Raw genomic sequence first — 17612 nt, 5'->3', positions numbered from 1 at the left:
GACCTGGCTCACGGTCTTTCCTTCGTGGGAGCGCTCCCACAGTCGATCGAGCGAGAGGGGTCCGGTCATGAGACGCGGGCTGACAACACCGAGATCCGTCAAGGGGATCGCCGTCGTGCTGGCCGGGCTGCTGGCGGCGGTGACCGGGTGCGGCGGCGACGACGGCGAGTCGGGCGGCAAGGTCGAGCTGACCGTCGACGTCTTCGGCGAGTTCGGCTACGACCAGCTCTACAAGCAGTACGAGGCGGCACATCCGAACATCAAGATCAAGCAGCGCAAGGTCGACACGCTCGACAACTACAAGCCGCGGCTGCAGCAGTGGATCGCGACGGGCAGCGGCGCCGGTGACGTGGTCGCGCTCGAAGAGGGCATCCTGCCGCTCTACATGCAGCAGAGCGGCAAGTTCGTCAACCTCCTCGACCACGGCGCCGCGAGCATGCAGAGCGGCTTCCTGCCCTGGAAGTGGCAGATGGGCATGAGCCCGGACGGCAAGCAGCTCATCGGCCTGGGCACCGACATCGGGCCGCTCGGCATGTGCTACCGCAAGGACCTGTTCAAGAAGGCGGGTCTCCCGACCGAACGGGACGCGGTCTCCAAGCTCTGGCCGACCTGGGACGGCTACTACGAGACGGGCCAGAAGTTCCAGGGCAAGGTGTCCGGGACCAAGTGGCTCGACGGCCCGACCGCGGTCTTCCGTACCACCGTCCTGCAGAACGCGGGCTCGGGTCCGGGCTACAGCTTCTTCGACAAGAGCGACAACCTGGTCTTCGACACCAACCCCGCCATCAAGACCGCGTTCGACACGGCGCTGAAGTTCGAGGCCGCGAAGATGACCTCGGACATGTCGATCTTCACACCGCCGTGGCAGACCGCGCTGAAGCGCGACACGTTCGCCACGATCCCGTGCCCGTCATGGATGCTCGGCGGCATCGAGGAGTTCTCCGCGGGCTTCGGCAAGGGCAAGTGGGACGTCGCGACGGTACCGGGCGGCAGCGGCTACTGGGGCGGCTCGTGGCTGGCGGTGCCCAAGCAGTCCAAGCACGCCAAGGAGGCCGCCGACCTCGCGAAGTTCCTGACCAACCCGCAGGGGCAGGTCGCCGCCTACAAGGACAAGAACGTCTTCCCGTCGTCGCCGCAGGCCGCCCAGGACCCGGCGGTGGCCGGCAACACGAGCGCCTACTTCGGTGAAGCCCCGGTCGGCAAGATCTTCGGCGACATGGCCGCGCAGGTGAAGCCCGTCTACCTCGGCCCGAAGAACGAGGACGTGCGGTCGGCGGTCGAGAACATCCTGATCGCGGTCGGCCAGGGCAAGGTCAAGCCCGAGGAGGCCTGGGCCAAGGCGGTCGAGGCCGCCAGGAAGGCCGCCAGGTAGCCCGAGCCGGCGGCGGCGGTGCCGTGGTTCACAGGACGACCCGGCACCGCCGCCGCCCCACCAGCCCGAATTCCCAACAGTCAAGGAGGGCGCATGAGCGTGGACCTTCGCCCCGCCCGGGACGGCGGCCCGCCCAAGGCCGCCGAGCCGCAGGCCCCGCGCCGGTCATGGCGCTCCCGTCTCGCCCGGTTCGACCTGAAGGCCTCCCCCTATCTCTTCATCTCGCCGTTCTACCTGGTCTTCCTGGTCTTCGGCGCGTTCCCCCTCGTCTACACGCTGTGGGTCTCCCTGCACGACTGGGGCCTGGCGTCCGGGACACGCGAATGGGTCGGCCTGGACAACTACAGCTACCTCATCGGCGACGAGGACTTCTGGCACGCCGTGGTCAACACGGTCGGCATCTTCTTCCTGGCGACCGTTCCGCAGCTGCTGCTGGCGCTCTTCGTCGCGAACGCGCTCAACCGGCGGATGCGGTCGCCGACGCTGTTCCGCATCGGCATGGTCGCGCCGCTCATCACCTCGACCGCCGCCGTCGCGATCGTGTTCACCCAGCTCTTCGACCGCGACTACGGCTTCGTCAACTGGGGCCTGGACCTGGTCGGCATCGGCGCGATCGACTGGCAGGCGAGCCGCGGCTGGTCGTGGGTCGCGATCTCGGCGATGGTCAACTGGCGCTGGATCGGCTACAACGCGCTCATCTACCTGGCCGCGATGCAGGCGATCCCCAAGGACCTGTACGAGGCGGCGGCCCTCGACGGGGCCTCCCGGATCCGGCAGTTCTGGCAGATCACCGTGCCGATGCTGCGGCCGACGATCATCTTCACGGTCATCATCTCGACCATCGGCGGGCTGCAGCTGTTCACCGAGCCGGTGCTGTTCAGCGTGGGCACGCCCAACCGCATGGACGGCGGCCCGGTGCACCAGTTCCAGACCGTGACGATGTACATGTTCGACAACGCGTTCGGCCATGACCGGTACGGCTACGGCGCGACCGTGGCCTGGGCGCTCTTCCTCCTCATCATCGTCTTCTCGCTGCTCAACTTCCTGTTCGTGCGGCGCACCGGAGGTGTCAAATGACCACGCGCCTGCGCGGGCTCTGGGACGCCAGCCCGCTCACCTACCTCACGCTGATCGTGGCGCTGGCGCTGTCGGTCTTCCCCATCTACTGGATGATCGTCGTGGCGACGCGCACGAACGACGTCGTCTCGGACGTGCCGCCGCCGGTGCTGCCGGGCGGCAAGCTCGGCGAGAACGTGAGCCGGCTGTTCGGCACCGAGGACGTCTACTTCGCCAAGGGCCTGATCAACTCGTTCATCGCCTCCGGCGCGGTGACGATCTCGACGGTGTTCTTCGCCTCGCTCGCCGGGTTCGCGTTCGCCAAGCTGCGCTTCCGCGGCAAGAACGCGCTGCTGCTGACGGTCATCGCCACGATGATGATCCCGGTGCAGATGGGCATCGTCCCGCTCTACATGATCATGGTCGAGCTCGGCTGGCAGAACAGCCTGCAGGCGGTCATCGTCCCGTTCCTGGTCACCGGGTTCGGCGTCTTCATGATGCGGCAGTACGCCGACCAGGCGGTGCCCGACGAGCTCATCGAGGCGGCCCGCGTCGACGGCTGCTCGACGTTCGGCATCTACTGGCGCGTCGTGCTGCCCGCGCTGCGGCCCGCGGCGGGCGTGCTCGGGCTGTTCACGTTCATGCAGACCTGGAACGAGTTCATGTGGCCGCTCGCGGTGCTGACGCCCGACAACCCCACCGTGCAGCTGTCGATCAACAACCTGGCCAACGCCTACTTCAAGGACTACACGCTCATGTTCGCCGGGACGACCATCGCCATCCTCCCGCTCCTCGTCGTGTTCGTCGTGTTCGGCCGCCAGATCATCGGCGGCATCATGGAAGGTGCGATCAAGGCGTGACCACTCACCACACGTTCCCCGCGGACTTCCGCTGGGGCGCCGCCACCGCCGCGTACCAGATCGAGGGCGCCGCCGCCGAGGACGGGCGCGGCCCGTCGGTCTGGGACACCTTCGCCCGCACGCCCGGCAAGGTGCTCGGCGGCGACACCGGCGACGTGGCCGTCGACCACTACCACCGGTTCCGCGACGACGTGGCGCTGATGGCCGGGCTCGGCCTGCGCGCCTACCGCTTCTCGATCTCGTGGCCACGCGTGCAGCCGTACGGGTCCGGCCCGGCCAACCCGCGCGGCCTCGACTTCTACCGGCGCCTGGTGGACGAGCTGCTGGGCGCGGGCATCGAGCCGTGGCCGACGCTCTACCACTGGGACCTGCCGCAGACCCTCGAAGACGCCGGTGGCTGGCCGGAACGCGAGACCGCGCACCGCTTCGCCGACTACGCGACGCTCGTGCACGACGCCCTCGGCGACCGCGTCCGGCACTGGACGACCATCAACGAGCCGTGGTGCGCCGCGTTCCTCGGCTACGCCTCGGGCGAGCACGCGCCCGGCCGGCGCGAGCCCGCCGCCGCGCTGCGCGCCGCCCACCATCTGATGCTCGGGCACGGTCTCGCCGTCGAGGCGATGCGCGCCCGGCGCCCGGAGAACCGCTTCGGCGCCGCCGTCAACCTCTACGCCATCTCCCCCGCCAGCGCCGTCAACGCCGACCTGGACGCGGCGCGCCGCATCGACGGGATGCAGAACCGGTTCTTCCTCGACCCGCTCCTGCGCGGCGCCTACCCCGCCGACGTGCTGACGGACCTGGAGGGCTTCGGGCTCGACCTCGCCCTCAAGGACGGCGACCTGGCCACGGTCAACCAGCCGATCGACCAGCTCGGCGTCAACTACTACTCGCGGTTCACGGTGTCGGGGGTGCCGGGCGAGGCGACGCAGGCGGTGTCGTCCCCGTTCTCCTCGCACTCGCCCTGGGTCGGCAGCGACTTCGTGCGGTTCGTCGACGGCGGGCGGCCGGTCACCGGGATGGGCTGGGAAATCGACGAGAGCGGCCTGCACGAGGTGCTGACCCGGCTGCACACCGAGTACCCGCCGGTCGCGCTCTACATCACCGAGAACGGCGCGGGCTACGACGAGGCCCTGAACGGCGACGACACGGTCGACGACCACGAACGCGTCGCCTACCTCGACGCGCACCTTCGGGCCTGCCACGCCGCCATCAGCGAGGGTGTTCCGCTTCGTGGCTACTTCACATGGTCCTTGCTGGATAATTTCGAATGGGCATGGGGGTACTCCAAGCGTTTCGGCCTGGTCCACGTCGACTACGCCACGCAGCGGCGGGTGCCCAAGCAGAGCGCGCACTGGTACGCGGCGGTGATCCGGCAGGGCGGACTGCGCTGACGAGAGGGGCGGCAGAGCCGATGAAGGGCCGATGACGGTGCGGCGCGCGCGGCAGGCGCGCCCCACCCTGGAAGAAGTGGCGGCCCGGGCCGGGGTCGGGCGCGGCACCGTCTCGCGGGTCATCAACGGGTCGCCGCGGGTGAGCGAGCAGGCCCGGGAGGCGGTGCTCCAGGCGATCGACGAGCTGGGGTACGTGCCCAACCGGGCCGCCCGCACCCTGGTCACCCGGCGCACCGACACCGTGGCGCTGGTCGTCGCCGAGTCCGAGCAGCGGCTGTTCGACGAGCCGTTCTTCGCGGGCATCATCCGGGGGATCAGCTCCGAGCTCAACTCCACCGGCCTGCAGATGCTCCTCGCATTGGCCCAGTCTCCCGACGAGTACGCCAGGCTGGAGCACTACCTGACCGGCCAGCACGTCGACGGCGTGCTCCTGACCTCGCTGCACGGCGACGACCCGCTGCCCGCCAAGCTTGAGGCGGGCGGCGTGCCGACCGTGCTCGGCGGCTGCCCGCCGGGGCTGGCTCCGGTCAGCTACGTGGACGTCGACAACCGCAACGGCGCGCGCCAGGCCGTCGAGTACCTGGTCGGCCGGGGCCGCCGCCGGATCGCCACGGTGGCCGGGCCGCAGGACATGGGCGTGGGCATCGACCGCCTCGCGGGCTACCGCGAGGCGGTCGCCGCGGCCGGGCTGCCCGAGCTCATCGCCTACGGCGACTTCGGCGAGGCCAGCGGCGGCGCCGCGACCGAGGAACTGCTGGCCCGCGAGCCCGGGCTCGACGCGGTCTTCGCCGCCGACGACCCGATGGCGCTGGGCGCGATGCACGTCCTGCACAAGGCGGGCCGCCGCATCCCCGAGGACGTCGCCGTCATCGGCTTCGAGGACTCGGCCCGCGCGCCCCTGGCCGACCCGCCGCTGACCAGCGTCCATCAGTCGAACGAGGAGATGGGCAGGCAGATGGCCCGCCTACTTATCTCCCGCATCCAGGGCGAACAGGTGGCCGACCCGGTCGTCATCCTGGAGACTCACCTGGTACTCCGCGACTCAGCCTGAAAAAGATTTCGCCGGGGATGTCGAGGACCTGTCGCCGGCTCCGACCACGTTGTGAAGCGCAACGAGAGGAGACGGAAGCGATGAGCAAGGTGACCTGTGACATTTCGGCGTCGCTCGACGGGTTCGTGGCGGGGCCGCACCAGAGCCTGGAGAACCCGCTCGGTGAGGGGGCCGAGGGGCCGCTGCACCGGTGGATGTTCGAGCGGCCCGAGGCCAACGCCGAGGCCATCGAGGGCATCACGGACGCGGGGGCCTTCATCATGGGGCGCAACATGTTCACGCCCGGGCGCGGGGACTGGGACCTGGAGTGGACGGGCTGGTGGGGGGACGAGCCGCCCTATCACGCACCGGTCTTCGTCCTGACCCATCACGAGCGGGAGCCGCTGACCATGAAGGGCGGCACGACGTTCAACTTCGTGACGGAGGGGATCGAGGCGGCGCTGGAGCGGGCGCGGGCGGCCGCCGGCGACCGGAACGTGGCGATCGCGGGCGGGGCGCGGACGGTGAACCAGTACCTGGCTGCGGGGCTCATCGACGAGCTGCGGCTGCACGTGGCGCCGGTCGTGCTCGGCAAGGGCGAGCGCCTGTTCGAGGACGTCGGGGACCTGGAGCTTGAGCCGGTGAGCGTGGCGGGGACGAACCTCGTCACGCACGTGACGTATCGGGCTCGTTAGACGTACGGGATGCGGGCGCCCGGGGTGACCCGGGCGCCCGCCGCAGTTCAGCGGCCTCCCGTGAACGAGAAGGAGCTCAGCCGTACGTCACCGCCGAAGACGAGGTACACGTCCTGGCGCCCCGAGGCCCGCGCGATCCGGCCGGTGACGTCCTGGTAGGTGTACTTGCCGCCGGTGGACGGCACGGTCAGCGTGCCGAGCAGCCGCCCGCGCGGCCCGCCGGCGCGGACCTCGATCGTCGCGGTGCCCGCGCCCGCCTTCGCCACCCGGGCCCTGATCCCGGCCGGCCGGGACCGCAGGTCCGCGTCGGCGAACGAGATCCACGCGCCCGCCGCGCCGCCGACGGCCGTCCCGCTCGCCTTGGACTCGTCGACCAGCTTCGCGCGGGAGTAGTCGTCGAAGTTCACCGCGAGGGTGGTCGTGCCCAGGTCGCGGGCCGGAACGCGCTCCCCGGTCACCTTGATCGAGGCGCGCTGCCGGATGTCGCCCGCCGAGGCGCCGACCAGCAGGTCGTAGGTGGACGACTCGACGACCCGCCTGCCGCGCGTCACGTCCCAGTGCGCCAGGTCGGACTTGGCGAACGTCAGCCGCACGGTCGTGGTCCGGCCCGCGCCCAGGCGCACCTTCTGGAACGCGCGCAACTGCTTGAGCGGCTGCTTGACGCGCGAGGTCCGCTGGTGCGAGTAGAGCTGCACGACGTCCGCGCCGGTGACCTCGCCGGTGTTGGTCACGGGGACGCTGACCGTCACGTTCGCGCCCGACCCGCTGACCTTCGGCCTCCCGTACCGGAACGTGCTGTACGACAGGCCGTGGCCGAACGGGTAGAGCGGCTTGCCGCGGAAGTAGAGGTACGTCCGGTTCGACTTGATGATGTCGTAGTCGACGATGCTCGGCAGGTCGCGGTCGGACCGGTACCAGGTCTGGGTCAGGTGACCGGACGGGCCGGTGTCGCCGAACAGCACGTCGGCGAGGGCGTTGCCGGTCTCGGCTCCGGCGTGCGAGGTCCACACGATCGCCGGGACGTGCTCCTGCTCCCAGGTGATCGCGGTCGGGTAGCTGTTCTCCAGGACCAGGGTGGTCCTCGGGTTGGCCTTGAGCGCGGCCTTGATCAGCGTCCGCTGCCCGGCGGGCAGGTTCGTGGAGGGCCGGTCGTAGTTCTCGCGGCCGTTCACCGATGGGTTGCTGCCCGCCAGGAAGACGACCTGGTCGGCGTCCCCGGCCGCCTTGGCGACCACGTCGGCGCCGTTCACCAGGGTCTTCTTGCAGAAGACCGCGGCGTCGTCCTTGGTGGTGAGCTTCAGCCTGCCGTCCTCGCCGATGCCGACATAGTTGCCCGAGCCGAACCACGTCTCGTGGGTCTCGTAACCGGCGTAGCGCAGCTTGTAGTTGCCGTCGGCCTGCTTCTCCAGCGCGAACTGCTGCTGGACGAACCATCCGTTCGGCTCGGCCTGGTCGTTGGCGAAGCTCGACCAGTTCCAGCCGACGTACTTGCCGTTGGCGGCGTTCCGCAACGTCACGATGCCGTCGCCCCAGTCCGTGACGTCGAACTGCGAGGTGGCGGCGGGCACGGCGTCGCTCACGGCGAGGGGCGCGCCGGAGGCCCCTGATCCCCCGGTGACGTACTTGCCGCTCCTGACGTCCCTGAGGGTGATCCGGTCGTCGCCGCGCACGCCGGTGACCGTGGCGCCCGCGCCGAGCTTGGCCCTGATGCCGTCCACCGGCGTGACCTTGTACGGCATCTGCCCGGAGTACCAGTCGGTGTAGACGTCGTCGGCGAGAGGCCCGACGACGGCGACCTTCTTGGCGGCGCCCTTCTTCAGCGGCAGCGCCTTGCCGGAGTTCTTCAGCAGCACCATCGCCTCGGCGGCGGTGCGGCGGTTGAGCCGCTTGCTCGCGTCGGTGTTGAGCACCGAGGTGTCGATCTTCCCGTACGGGCCGCCGTCCGGGTCGAACTCGCCGAGCCGGACCCGGACCGACAGCGCGTGCCGGACCGCCGCGTCGATGTCCGAGACCTTCACCAGCCCCTTGGCCAGCGCGTCCTTGACAGCCGTGACGGTGATCGTGGCGTCGCGGTTGTTGGCGGTGAAGCTGTCGTTGCCCGCCTTGAGGATGGCCGCGTTGCCCTGGGTGAAGTCGGGGTAGTAGTTGGTGTTCCACCGCGGATCGGTGCCCGGACCGGCCAGGCTCTCGGGCAGCCCGGCGTCGGTGACGTTGAACAGGTCCTTCTTCGTCCACGACCGCACGAGGCCGCCGACGGCGAGATCGGGGTTGACCGCGCTGGGCCGCCCGTTGACGAGGTTGTAGGCCGACATCACGCCGGTCGCGCCGTCGGCGGCGATGATCGGCTTGAACGCCTGCCGGTCGTACTCGTTGAGCACCCGCTCGCGCAGCTGCACGTCGGTGGTCGAACGCAGCGTCTCGTTGTTGTTGCCCAGGTAGTGCTTGAGCGTGGGCGCGGTGAGCAGGTACTTGGGGTCGTCTCCCTGCATCCCCTTGCCGTAGGCGTTGGCGATCGCGGCGGTGAGCGTGGTGTCCTCGGAGTAGCCCTCCTCGTTGCGGCCCCACCGGGGGTCGCGCAGCAGGTTGGTCACCGGAGCCCACAGGTTGAGGCCCCAGTACATCCGCTCGTCGTTGGTGGAGTGGTAACCGCGGGCCTCGACGCCGGTCGTCTTCCCGACCTGCTTGACGAGATCGGGGTCCCAGGTGCTGGCAAGCCCGACTGCCTGCGGGAACACCGTGCCCCTGTCGGCGTCGATCTTCTGGTCGCCCCAGCTGGTCCAGGCGAGGCCGTGCACCGCCTCGGTGCCGGTCTTGAACGCCTTGACGCCGAGGCGCGGGATGGCGGGCTGGTACTGGTGGAGCAGCGAGATCTTCTCGTCGAGCGTCAGCCGACCGAGCAGGTCGGCGACCCGTGCGTCGAGCGACAGCGCCGGATCACGGAAGGGGAGGGTCTCCCGCGCGGCGGCGGGAGCGGCCAGGCCGACCGAGGCCGCGAGAGTCACCGATAGCAGGGGGATCAACGGCCGCCGAAGCCGGCCGGGGGAACGGGTGGATGCCACAACGATTCTCCTCTGATCGTCAAAGCCGTACATGTGACGGAAATGGCTTGCCCCCGAAATACGACTAATCGAAGCGCTTCGATTAGTACCGAGCGAAAACTGTGGACAGACGTCTCCTCGTCAGCCGGCGGGCGCGGTGCTGGCGCGTTCGGTCAGCCGCGGCGGCAGGAGCGTGGCGGGCGGCACCTCCGCGCCGTCGAGCTTGGCCATGAGCAGCTCCACCGACCGGCGCCCCACCTCCTCGGCCGGGATGGCGACCGACGTCAGCGGCAGTTCGGCGTGCTCGGCCAGCTCGTCGGGGCAGATCGCGACCACGGACAGGTCACCGGGCACGCGCCGGCCGGCGTCCTGGAACGCCTTGACGACCGGCGCCACGATCGGCTCGTTGTGGACCACTACGGCGGTCAGCTCCGGCTGCTCGGCGAGCAGCCGGCCGACCAGCGCGCGGGCCGCCTCGCCGGTGGCCTCGCACGGGTGGACGGTGCCCGTGACGCCGTGCCGCCCGGCGGCGGCCAGGAAGCCCTCGGCGGTGCGCTGGGCGTAACCGGTCTCCCGCTCGTACACCTCCGGCGGCGAGCCGACCAGGCCGACGACACGGTGGCCGAGCCCGGCCAGATGCTCCAGGCACGCCTCACCGGTCGCGCGGAAGTCCAGGTCGATGCAGGTCAGCCCCTCGGTGTCGGAGGGGAAGCCGATGAGCACCGAGGGCCGGTCCAGCGACCGCAGCATGGGCAGGCGCTCGTCGTGCAGCTGCACGTCCATCACGATCACCGCGTCGACCAGCGCGCTGTCGGAGACCCGGCGCACCCCCTCCTCGCCCTCCTCCTGGGTGAGCAGGAGAACGTCGTGGTCGTACCGCCGCGCGGTGGTGACGACCGAGACGGCGAACTGCATGACGACCGGCACGTGGATGCCGGTGCGCAGCGGGATCACCAGCGCCAGCACGTTGGACCGGCTGCTGGCGAGCGCGCGGGCGCCGGCGTGCGGCCGGTAGCCGAGCTCCCGGATGCTGGCCCGCACCCGGCGGACGGTCTCGGCGGAGATCGAGCGCTTGCCGCTCAGCACATAGGAGACCGTGCTGGGCGACACTCCCGCATGGCGCGCCACGTCGGTGATCTTGACCACGGACCGTCCCTAATTGAAGCGTTTCGATTAGGTAAATGATAAGTGCGTCACATCGCGGGCACAATGCCGTCGATCAGATCGCGGTACCAGTAGGCGCTGTCCTTCCAGGTGCGCGTGCCGGTCGCGTAGTCGACGTGGATGATGCCGAACCGCTTGGAGTAACCATAGGACCATTCGAAGTTGTCCATCAGCGACCAGGCGAAGTAGCCCCGCAGGTCCACCCCGGCCTCGATCGCCCGCTCGGCCGCCGCGACGTGCTCGCGCAGGTAGGCGATGCGCCGCTCGTCCCGGACCCGGCCGTCGCCGTCCACGGTGTCGTCGAACGCCGCGCCGTTCTCGGTGATCATCAGCGGCAGCCCGGGATGGTCGCGGTGCAGCCGCAGCAACAGCTCGTCCAGCCCGGACGCGTCGACGACCCAGCCCATCGCGGTGTGCTCGCCCTCCTGCGGCAGGAACGCGACGTCCTCGCAGCCGACGAACGGGGTGGCCGCGCCGACAGCGTGCCCGTCGGCCCCGGGCTCGGCGGCGGGCTCGGCGGCGGACACCGGCGCGACCAGCGTGGGCTGGTAGTAGTTCACGCCGAGGACGTCGATCAGGGCGGCGCAGGTCTCCACGTCCCCGTCCCGGACGAACGACCAGTCGGTGATCGACGAGGTGTCCTCCAGCAGGTCGGCGTGGTAGCCGGTGCCCAGCATCGGGCCGAGGAAGACCCGGTTGGCCACCGCGTCCACACGCCGCACGGCCTCCGGGTCCCCGCGCAGGTGGTGCAGGTTGAGCGTGACCGAGTGCCGTGCGTCCGGCGCCACCACTCCGCGCAGCGCGCGGACGCCCAGGCCGTGCGCGAGGTTGAGGTGGTGGGCGGCGGCGAGCGCGGCGGCCGGATCGGTGCGGCCCGGCGCGTGCACACCGGAGGCGTACCCGAGGAACGCCGAGCACCACGGCTCGTTCAACGTCGTCCACAGGTGCACGCGGTCGCCGAGCTCGCGCCCGATCCGTTCGGCGTACTCGGCGAAGCGGAACGCGGTGTCGCGCTCCGGCCAGCCGCCCGCGTCCTCCAGGTCCTGCGGCAGGTCCCAGTGGTAGAGGGTGGCGACCGGGGAGACGCCGTTCTCCAGCAGCCCGTCGACGAGCCGCGAGTAGAAGTCGACGCCCTTGCGGTTGAGCGGGCCGCCGGTGCCCTCGGGCAGCACGCGCGACCACGAGATCGAGAAGCGGTACGCGCCGAGCCCCAGCCCGGCCATGGACGCGAGGTCCTCCCGCCACCGCCGGTAGTGGCCGGCCGCCACGTCGCCGGTGTCGCCGTTCAGCACCCGCCCGGGCGTACGGCTGAACGTGTCCCAGATCGACGGCGCGCGCCCGTCCTCGGCCGCCGCGCCCTCGATCTGGTAGGCGGCGGTCGCCGCGCCCCAGAGAAAGCCGTCCGGGAAGCCCATCAGCCCTCCTCGGTCAGGCTGATCTCGACCGTGCCGCCGCTCGCGCGGATCACGGTGCCGTGCTCGTGCGCCTCGGCCGTCCCGCCGGACACCTCGGCCACCGAGCGAACGCCGACCAACAGAACGTTCCAATACTTCGCGCCGGCCGCCGTGATCTGGACCGCCGCGCCGTTCCGGGAGGTGGTGAACGACGCGGCGGTGGTCCCGTCCGCGGCGGGGATCACGGTGGTCACGGCCGCGCCGTCCGGCAGCTCGTACACCCGCAGCGTCACACCGTCGGCGTGGTCGTAGTCGGGCCGGTCGGCGACGGCTCCCTCGGGGATCACCGCCCCGGGCCGGACGAGCAGCGGCACGCTCTCGAAGCCGTGCCGTTCCCGCACCCACCGGCCGCCGCGCACCCGCTCGCCGGTGAGGTAGTGCGTCCAGATCCCGTCCGGCACGTAGTACGAGACCTCGCCGCTCGCGTCGAAGACGGGCGCCACGAGCAGGTCGTCGCCGAGCATGTACTGACGTTCCAGGTGCGTGCAGGCCGGATCGTCCGGGAACGCGAGGACCATCGCGCGCATCATCGGCGTGCCGTCCTCCTGCGCCTGCCGCGCGGCGCCGAGCAGGTAGGGCATCAGCCGCATCTTGAGCCTGGTGAACGTCCGCAGCACGTCCACCGACTCCTCGTCGAAGTGCCACGGCACCCGGTAGGAGTGGCTGCCGTGCAGGCGGCTGTGCGACGACAGCATGCCGAACGCGACCCACCGCTTGAACAGCGCCGGGTCCGGAGTGCCCTCGAACCCGCCGATGTCATGGCTCCAGTAGCCGAAGCCCGACATCCCCAGCGACAGCCCGCCGCGCAGGCTCTCGGCCATCGCCTCGAACGTCGACTCGCAGTCGCCGCCCCAGTGCACCGGGAAGCGCTGCGACCCGGCCGTGGCCGAGCGGGCGAACACGACCGCCTCGCCCTCGCCGCGCCGCTTACGCAGCAGCTCGAACACGGCCTGGTTGTAGAGGTGGGTGTAGTAGTTGTGCGCGCGTTCGGGATCCGAGCCGTCGTAGTAGACGACGTCGGTCGGGATGCGCTCGCCGAAGTCGGTCTTGAAGCTGTCGACGCCCATGTCCAGCAGCGCGTCCAGCTTGGCCACGTACCACTCGCGCGCCTCGGGGTTGGTGAAGTCGACGACCGCGCATCCCGGCTGCCACTTGTCCCACTGCCAGACGTCACCGTTCGGCCTCCGCAGCAGGTAGCCGCGGGCCTTGCCCTCGGCGAACAGCGGTGAGCGCTGCCCGATGTACGGGTTGATCCACAAGCAGACGCGCAGGCCACGGTCCTTGAGGCGGCGCAGCATCCCGGGTGGGTCGGGGAACACCCGCGGGTCCCACTCGAAGTCGCACCAGTTGTACTCGCGCATCCAGAAGCAGTCGAAGTGGAAGACGCTCAGCGGCAGGTCGCGTTCGGCCATGCCGTCGATGAACGACGAGACCGTCTCCTCGTCATAGGGGGTGGTGAACGAGGTCGAGAGCCACAGCCCGTATGACCAGTCCGGAAGCCGGGCCGGACGTCCCGTCAGCGCGGTGTACTTGCGCAGGATCTCCCTGGGCGTCGGGCCGTAGATGAAGTAGTAGCGGAGCGACTGCCCTTCGACGCTGAACTGGGTCCGGGTGACCACCTCCGACGCCACCTCGAACGACACCCGGCCCGGATGGTCGACGAAAACGCCGTAACCACCGTTGGTGAGGAAGAACGGGACGTTCTTGTAGGCCTGCTCGCTGTTGGTGCCGCCGTCGGCGTTCCAGATGTCCACGGCCTGGCCGTTCTTCACCAGCGGCCCGAACCGTTCGCCCAGCCCGTAGACATGGTGGTCCACGCCCAGGTCGAGCTGCTCGCGCACGTAATGGCGATCGTCGTCGGTGTCGATGACGGCCATCGCCTTGAACCCGCTGCCGGTGAGGCGGCGCCCCTCGGCCAAGAAGTCGACGCGCCAGTCCTCACCGCGGTTCACCCGTACGGTCAACGCGCCCGAGGTCAGCGTCACCGCGTCGTCGGCCAGTTCGGCGGTCACCCCGCTCGCCCCGTCGGCGAGGAGCTCGAACTCCGGCCGGAGCCGCCGCTCGCCCGCGAAGTGCGTGATGGTGACGCCGATGACGTCGGGCATGGGCGACGCGCACGAGAGCGTGACGACCGGTCCCTTGAGCAGGTCGCCGCGGTGGCGGATCCGCTCGGCGGGCGCGTGCACGGTGAACGAGCCGGGCCCGGTCACGCAGTCGAACGCCTCGGCCGGGAACACCGCGTGCACGCCCTCGCGCATCATCCAGTAGCCGTCGCTGAACTTCATTTACTTGATGGCTCCTGCCGTGAGGCCGCGGGACAGCGTGCGCTGGAAGATCAGGAAGAACGCGACGGTCGGGATCAGCCCGAGCAGCGACGCGGCGCTCGACATCGTGGCGTCCATCATCCGCTGGCCCTGGAGCACGCCGAGGGCCACCGAGACGGTCTGGTTGTCCTGGGAGATCAGGAAGACCAGCGGGATGAGGAACTCGTTCCAGGTCCAGATGAAGAAGAAGACCAGCAGCACCGACATCGTCGGGCGGACGACCGGGAAGACGACGCGCCACAGGATCTGCCACCGGTTCGCGCCGTCGATGCGGGCGGCCTCCAGCAGCGGTCGCGGGAACGTGGCGAGCACCGACGACAGCAGGTAGGTGCCGAACGCGCTCTGGATGACCGTGAAGACGATGATGACGCTGATCCGGGTGTCGTACAGGTTCAGCTGCTTGGCCAGGTAGTAGAGCGGATAGACCAGCGCCTCCTGCGGCAGCGTGTTGGCCAGCAGCAGCAGCGCCAGCATCCACGTCCGGCCCTTGATCCGGCCGATGCCGAGCGCGTACGCGTTCAGCACCGACAGCAGCACGGCGAGCACCGCCACCGAACCGCTGATCAGCGCGCTGTTGAGCAGCACCTGGCCGAAGCCGACGCGTTCCCAGAAGTCGGTGATCCCGTCGAGGTGGACGCCGCCGGGCGGGGCGAGCGGCCCGTCCTCGGCGTACTCGGCCGGGGTCTTCAGCGCGTTGAAGACGACCACGACGAACGGGATCAGCATGATGCCGGCGAGCGCCGCGAGGGCGGCCAGCACCGCGTAGGCGGACGGCCCGCGCCGGCGCCGCCGCCCCCGGCGCGGGTCGCGGCGCGGGCCGCGCGACGAGGCGGCCCGGTCCGGCGCGGGCTCGGCGATGATCGCGGTCATCGCTCCTCCTCCCCGAGGTCACGATGCTGGAAGCGCAGGAAGACGACCGTGAGCGCGATGATGACCAGAGTCAGCACGGTGGAGATCGCCGAGCCGTAGCCGACCTCGGTCTTGTCGAAGAAGTTCTGGTACGAGTAGTACGACGGCACGCTCGTGGCGCCGCCCGGCCCGCCCTTGGTGAGAACGTAGATCGGCCCGAACACCTTGAGCGCCGCGATCGTCGTCCACAGCAGCACGACGAAGATCTCCGGCCGGATCTGCGGCAGCGTGATGTGCCAGAACCGCCGGGCCCACGAGGCGCCGTCCATCTCGGCCGCCTCGTAGAGCGACGGCTCGACCCGCTGCAGGCCCGACATGAACACCACCAGCGGGAAGCCGATCTGGATCCAGACCATGACCACCAGCACGCTGGGCAGCGCCGTGCTCGGGTCGCCCAGCCAGTCGTGCGCCAGCGAGCCGAGCCCGGCCGCCTCCAGCAGCTCGTTCACCGCGCCGTTGTCGGGCGCCAGCAGCCAGCTCCAGACGATGCCGCCGATGACGATGGGCAGCACCTGCGGCAGGTAGAGGCACGCGCGCAGCACGCTGGCCACGCGCGGGCCGAAGTGCCGCTGGATCAGGTCGGTGAGCGCGGCGGCCAGCACCAGGCCCATCACCGTCGGGACGATCGCCATGCCGACGATGACCAGCGCGTTGTGCCGGAACGAGGCCCAGAACTCGCCGTCCTCCGCCAGCTTGGCGTAGTTGTCCAGGCCGACCCATTCGGGCGTCCCCACACCCGGCCATTCGGTGAAGCTCGTGTAGATGTTCATCAGGAAGGGGATCCCGATGACACCGGTGAACAGCACCAGGCCGGGCGCGAGGTACGGCAGGTAGGCGACCTTGCGATCAGTCCTCACTTGGGCAGGCCGTTGTCGTAGAACCGCTGGAGCGTGCCGAGGACCTCGTCGGGCGAGCCGCTGCCGTTCATGAGCTTCTGCGTCTCCGACACCCACTTGTCGTAGAAGCCGGTCACCGGCCAGTCGGAGTAGAACGCCAGCCCGTCGTTCTGGGCGAGGGTGGTGAAGTTCTCGATGAGTTTCCTGGCCTTGGCGTCGGTGATGGCCGAGGTGTCGGCCGCGACCGGGATGCCGCCCGCGTTGCCGAGCGCGTTCTGGGTGCCCTTCTTCATCGTGATGTCGATGAAGTCGTAGGCGAGGTCCTTGTTCTTGGAGCCCTTGGGCACCACCCAGAGGTTGCCGCTGGAACCAGGCGACATCTTGGCCTCGGGCCAGGTCGAGACGTCCCAGTCGAACTTGGCGTCGGACTTGACGCGGCCGAACCACCAGCTGCCCGAGAACATGATGGGGAACTTGCCGGAGATGAAGTCGGTGCCGGCGTTCTCGACCTTGAGGCCGACGGAGTTCTTGGCGATGTAGCCCTTCTTCACCCAGTCGGCGAAGGTGGTGGCCCCGTACGTCCAGGCCGCGTCCTTGAGGTTCGCCTTGGCGGTGTAGCGCTCGAACGCGTCCACCCACGAGCGGTCGGCCTTGGTGAGGGCGAGCTGGTAGAGGTACTGGTGGGCCATGTACTCGGCGCCGGCGTTGGTGAGCGGGGTGACGCCCTTGGCGACGAACGCGTCCAGCGCGGCGGTGAACTCGGCGAACGTGGCCGGGACCTTGACTCCGTGCTTCTTGAAGAGGTCCTTGTTGTAGTAGACGAGCAGGTATTCGGCGTAGTTGGGGACGCCGAACCACTTGTCGCCGCCCATCGTGCCCTTGGCGTCGTACTTGGCCGTGGTCTGCACGCCGGGGCCGAGCAGCTTGTCCCAGCCGCGCTCGGTGACCTCGGAGCTGATGTCGGTGAGCAGCCCCTGCCTGGAGAGCAGCCCGGCGGTCGCGTTGCCCTTGTTGTACTCCAGGAGGTCCGGCGCGTCCTTGGAGTTGAGCACCATCGGCGCCGTCTTCTGGATCTGCTCGAAGCCCTTCTCCTCGAACTTCACCTTCACGCCGGGGTGGGTGGCCTCGAACTCCTTGATGGCCTGGCTCCAGGCGACGCCCATGGCGCTGTCCGGCGTCTCGTAGTGCCAGAGCCGCAGCTCCTTGGCGTCCGATCCGCCGCCGTCGTCTCCGCCGCACGCCGCCAGCGTCAGCGACGCCGCGGCCAGAGCCGCGAGCAGAGCCGTTCCCTTACCTCTGAACATGGGGTCCTCCAGGGGGGTGGGTCGTATCCCCGGTGTGCCGCGCCCCGCGACCTCCCTGGCGGGCTGTCGAAGCGCTTCGATTGCGGGAATGCTACGGCCGGAGTGACCCGGCACACAATAGGGACGCCGAAGATCGTTCGAGCGCATGCCGTCCGACCAGGCATGACGTCATGGGAACG

At 69.8% G+C, this 17612-nt stretch carries 13 protein-coding genes; 6 read left to right on the top strand and 7 right to left on the bottom strand.

All coding sequences use genetic code 11. The annotated features are described in order from the left end of the window. The first annotated feature begins 67 nt into the window (after positions 1-67). The 6 genes from ABD333_RS09695 to ABD333_RS09670 all read left to right on the top strand — a co-directional run bounded on the left by ABD333_RS09695 (position 68) and on the right by ABD333_RS09670 (position 6404). The gene (locus tag ABD333_RS09695; protein WP_344539786.1) at positions 68-1372 is read left to right on the top strand and encodes an ABC transporter substrate-binding protein; all 1305 of its coding nucleotides are present in this window, start codon (positions 68-70) and stop codon (positions 1370-1372) included. 93 nt (positions 1373-1465) lie between these two features. Beyond that, positions 1466-2449 carry a carbohydrate ABC transporter permease gene (locus ABD333_RS09690; protein ID WP_344539784.1) on the top strand — a complete coding sequence of 328 codons (984 nt, stop codon included), beginning with the start codon at positions 1466-1468 and terminating at the stop codon, positions 2447-2449. Next, complete coding sequence (locus tag ABD333_RS09685) at positions 2446-3288, top strand: carbohydrate ABC transporter permease (RefSeq protein ID WP_344539783.1); 843 nt, start codon at positions 2446-2448, stop codon at positions 3286-3288. The genes ABD333_RS09690 and ABD333_RS09685 overlap by 4 nt, the downstream gene beginning before the upstream one ends. Further along, a complete protein-coding gene (locus ABD333_RS09680) occupies positions 3285-4679 on the top strand; it encodes a GH1 family beta-glucosidase (RefSeq protein ID WP_344539781.1) in 1395 nt (464 codons plus the stop codon). The genes ABD333_RS09685 and ABD333_RS09680 overlap by 4 nt, the downstream gene beginning before the upstream one ends. Positions 4680-4710: 31 nt before the next feature. Next, positions 4711-5730 (top strand): LacI family DNA-binding transcriptional regulator, encoded by a 1020-nt coding sequence (locus ABD333_RS09675; RefSeq protein ID WP_344539779.1) that lies wholly within the window; start codon positions 4711-4713, stop codon positions 5728-5730. Between the two features lie 80 nt (positions 5731-5810). Beyond that, on the top strand, positions 5811-6404 hold the full coding sequence (locus ABD333_RS09670) for a dihydrofolate reductase family protein (RefSeq protein ID WP_344539777.1): 594 nt from the start codon (positions 5811-5813) through the stop codon (positions 6402-6404). A gap of 47 nt (positions 6405-6451) precedes the next feature. Here the strand turns inward: ABD333_RS09670 and ABD333_RS09665 are convergent, their stop codons facing one another. From ABD333_RS09665 to ABD333_RS09635, 7 genes are all read right to left on the bottom strand, one after another. Next, positions 6452-9406, bottom strand: coding sequence for a glycoside hydrolase family 3 C-terminal domain-containing protein (locus tag ABD333_RS09665; protein WP_344539776.1), 2955 nt, complete (start codon positions 9404-9406; stop codon positions 6452-6454). A 177-nt stretch (positions 9407-9583) separates the two neighbouring features. After that, positions 9584-10588, bottom strand: a complete 1005-nt coding sequence (locus tag ABD333_RS09660) for a LacI family DNA-binding transcriptional regulator (protein ID WP_344539774.1) — start codon at positions 10586-10588, stop codon at positions 9584-9586. A gap of 47 nt (positions 10589-10635) precedes the next feature. Further along, positions 10636-12021 (bottom strand): GH1 family beta-glucosidase, encoded by a 1386-nt coding sequence (locus tag ABD333_RS09655; protein ID WP_344539772.1) that lies wholly within the window; start codon positions 12019-12021, stop codon positions 10636-10638. Further along, positions 12021-14345: an alpha-xylosidase gene (gene yicI / locus ABD333_RS09650; RefSeq protein ID WP_344539770.1), complete on the bottom strand. Its 2325-nt coding sequence runs from the start codon at positions 14343-14345 to the stop codon at positions 12021-12023. The genes ABD333_RS09655 and yicI overlap by 1 nt, the downstream gene beginning before the upstream one ends. Beyond that, entirely contained in the window at positions 14346-15254 is a 909-nt protein-coding gene (locus tag ABD333_RS09645; protein WP_344539768.1) for a carbohydrate ABC transporter permease, read from the bottom strand. After that, positions 15251-16150, bottom strand: coding sequence for a carbohydrate ABC transporter permease (locus ABD333_RS09640; protein ID WP_344539766.1), 900 nt, complete (start codon positions 16148-16150; stop codon positions 15251-15253). Before ABD333_RS09640 ends, ABD333_RS09645 begins: the two co-directional genes overlap by 4 nt. Then, positions 16147-17433, bottom strand: a complete 1287-nt coding sequence (locus tag ABD333_RS09635; protein WP_344539764.1) for an extracellular solute-binding protein — start codon at positions 17431-17433, stop codon at positions 16147-16149. The genes ABD333_RS09640 and ABD333_RS09635 overlap by 4 nt, the downstream gene beginning before the upstream one ends. Positions 17434-17612: the final 179 nt, after the last annotated feature.

The organism is Actinomadura fulvescens (genome assembly GCF_039533225.1).
GTDB classification, from domain to species: domain Bacteria; phylum Actinomycetota; class Actinomycetes; order Streptosporangiales; family Streptosporangiaceae; genus Spirillospora; species Spirillospora fulvescens.
The sequence above is the reverse complement of the archived record's forward strand: the minus strand, read 5'-3'. Positions and strand labels throughout refer to the sequence as shown.

Bases quoted from the DNA above. Each gene is read 5' to 3' on its own strand.
- ABD333_RS09645 (WP_344539768.1), bottom strand. From the start codon at position 15,254: ATGACCGCGATCATCGCCGAGCCCGCGCCGGACCGGGCCGCCTCGTCG.
- ABD333_RS09670 (WP_344539777.1), top strand. From the start codon at position 5,811: ATGAGCAAGGTGACCTGTGACATTTCGGCGTCGCTCGACGGGTTCGTG.
- ABD333_RS09655 (WP_344539772.1), bottom strand. From the start codon at position 12,021: ATGGGCTTCCCGGACGGCTTTCTCTGGGGCGCGGCGACCGCCGCCTAC.
- ABD333_RS09695 (WP_344539786.1), top strand. From the start codon at position 68: ATGAGACGCGGGCTGACAACACCGAGATCCGTCAAGGGGATCGCCGTC.
- ABD333_RS09690 (WP_344539784.1), top strand. From the start codon at position 1,466: ATGAGCGTGGACCTTCGCCCCGCCCGGGACGGCGGCCCGCCCAAGGCC.
- ABD333_RS09675 (WP_344539779.1), top strand. From the start codon at position 4,711: ATGACGGTGCGGCGCGCGCGGCAGGCGCGCCCCACCCTGGAAGAAGTG.
- yicI (WP_344539770.1), bottom strand. From the start codon at position 14,345: ATGAAGTTCAGCGACGGCTACTGGATGATGCGCGAGGGCGTGCACGCG.
- ABD333_RS09685 (WP_344539783.1), top strand. From the start codon at position 2,446: ATGACCACGCGCCTGCGCGGGCTCTGGGACGCCAGCCCGCTCACCTAC.
- ABD333_RS09635 (WP_344539764.1), bottom strand. From the start codon at position 17,433: ATGTTCAGAGGTAAGGGAACGGCTCTGCTCGCGGCTCTGGCCGCGGCG.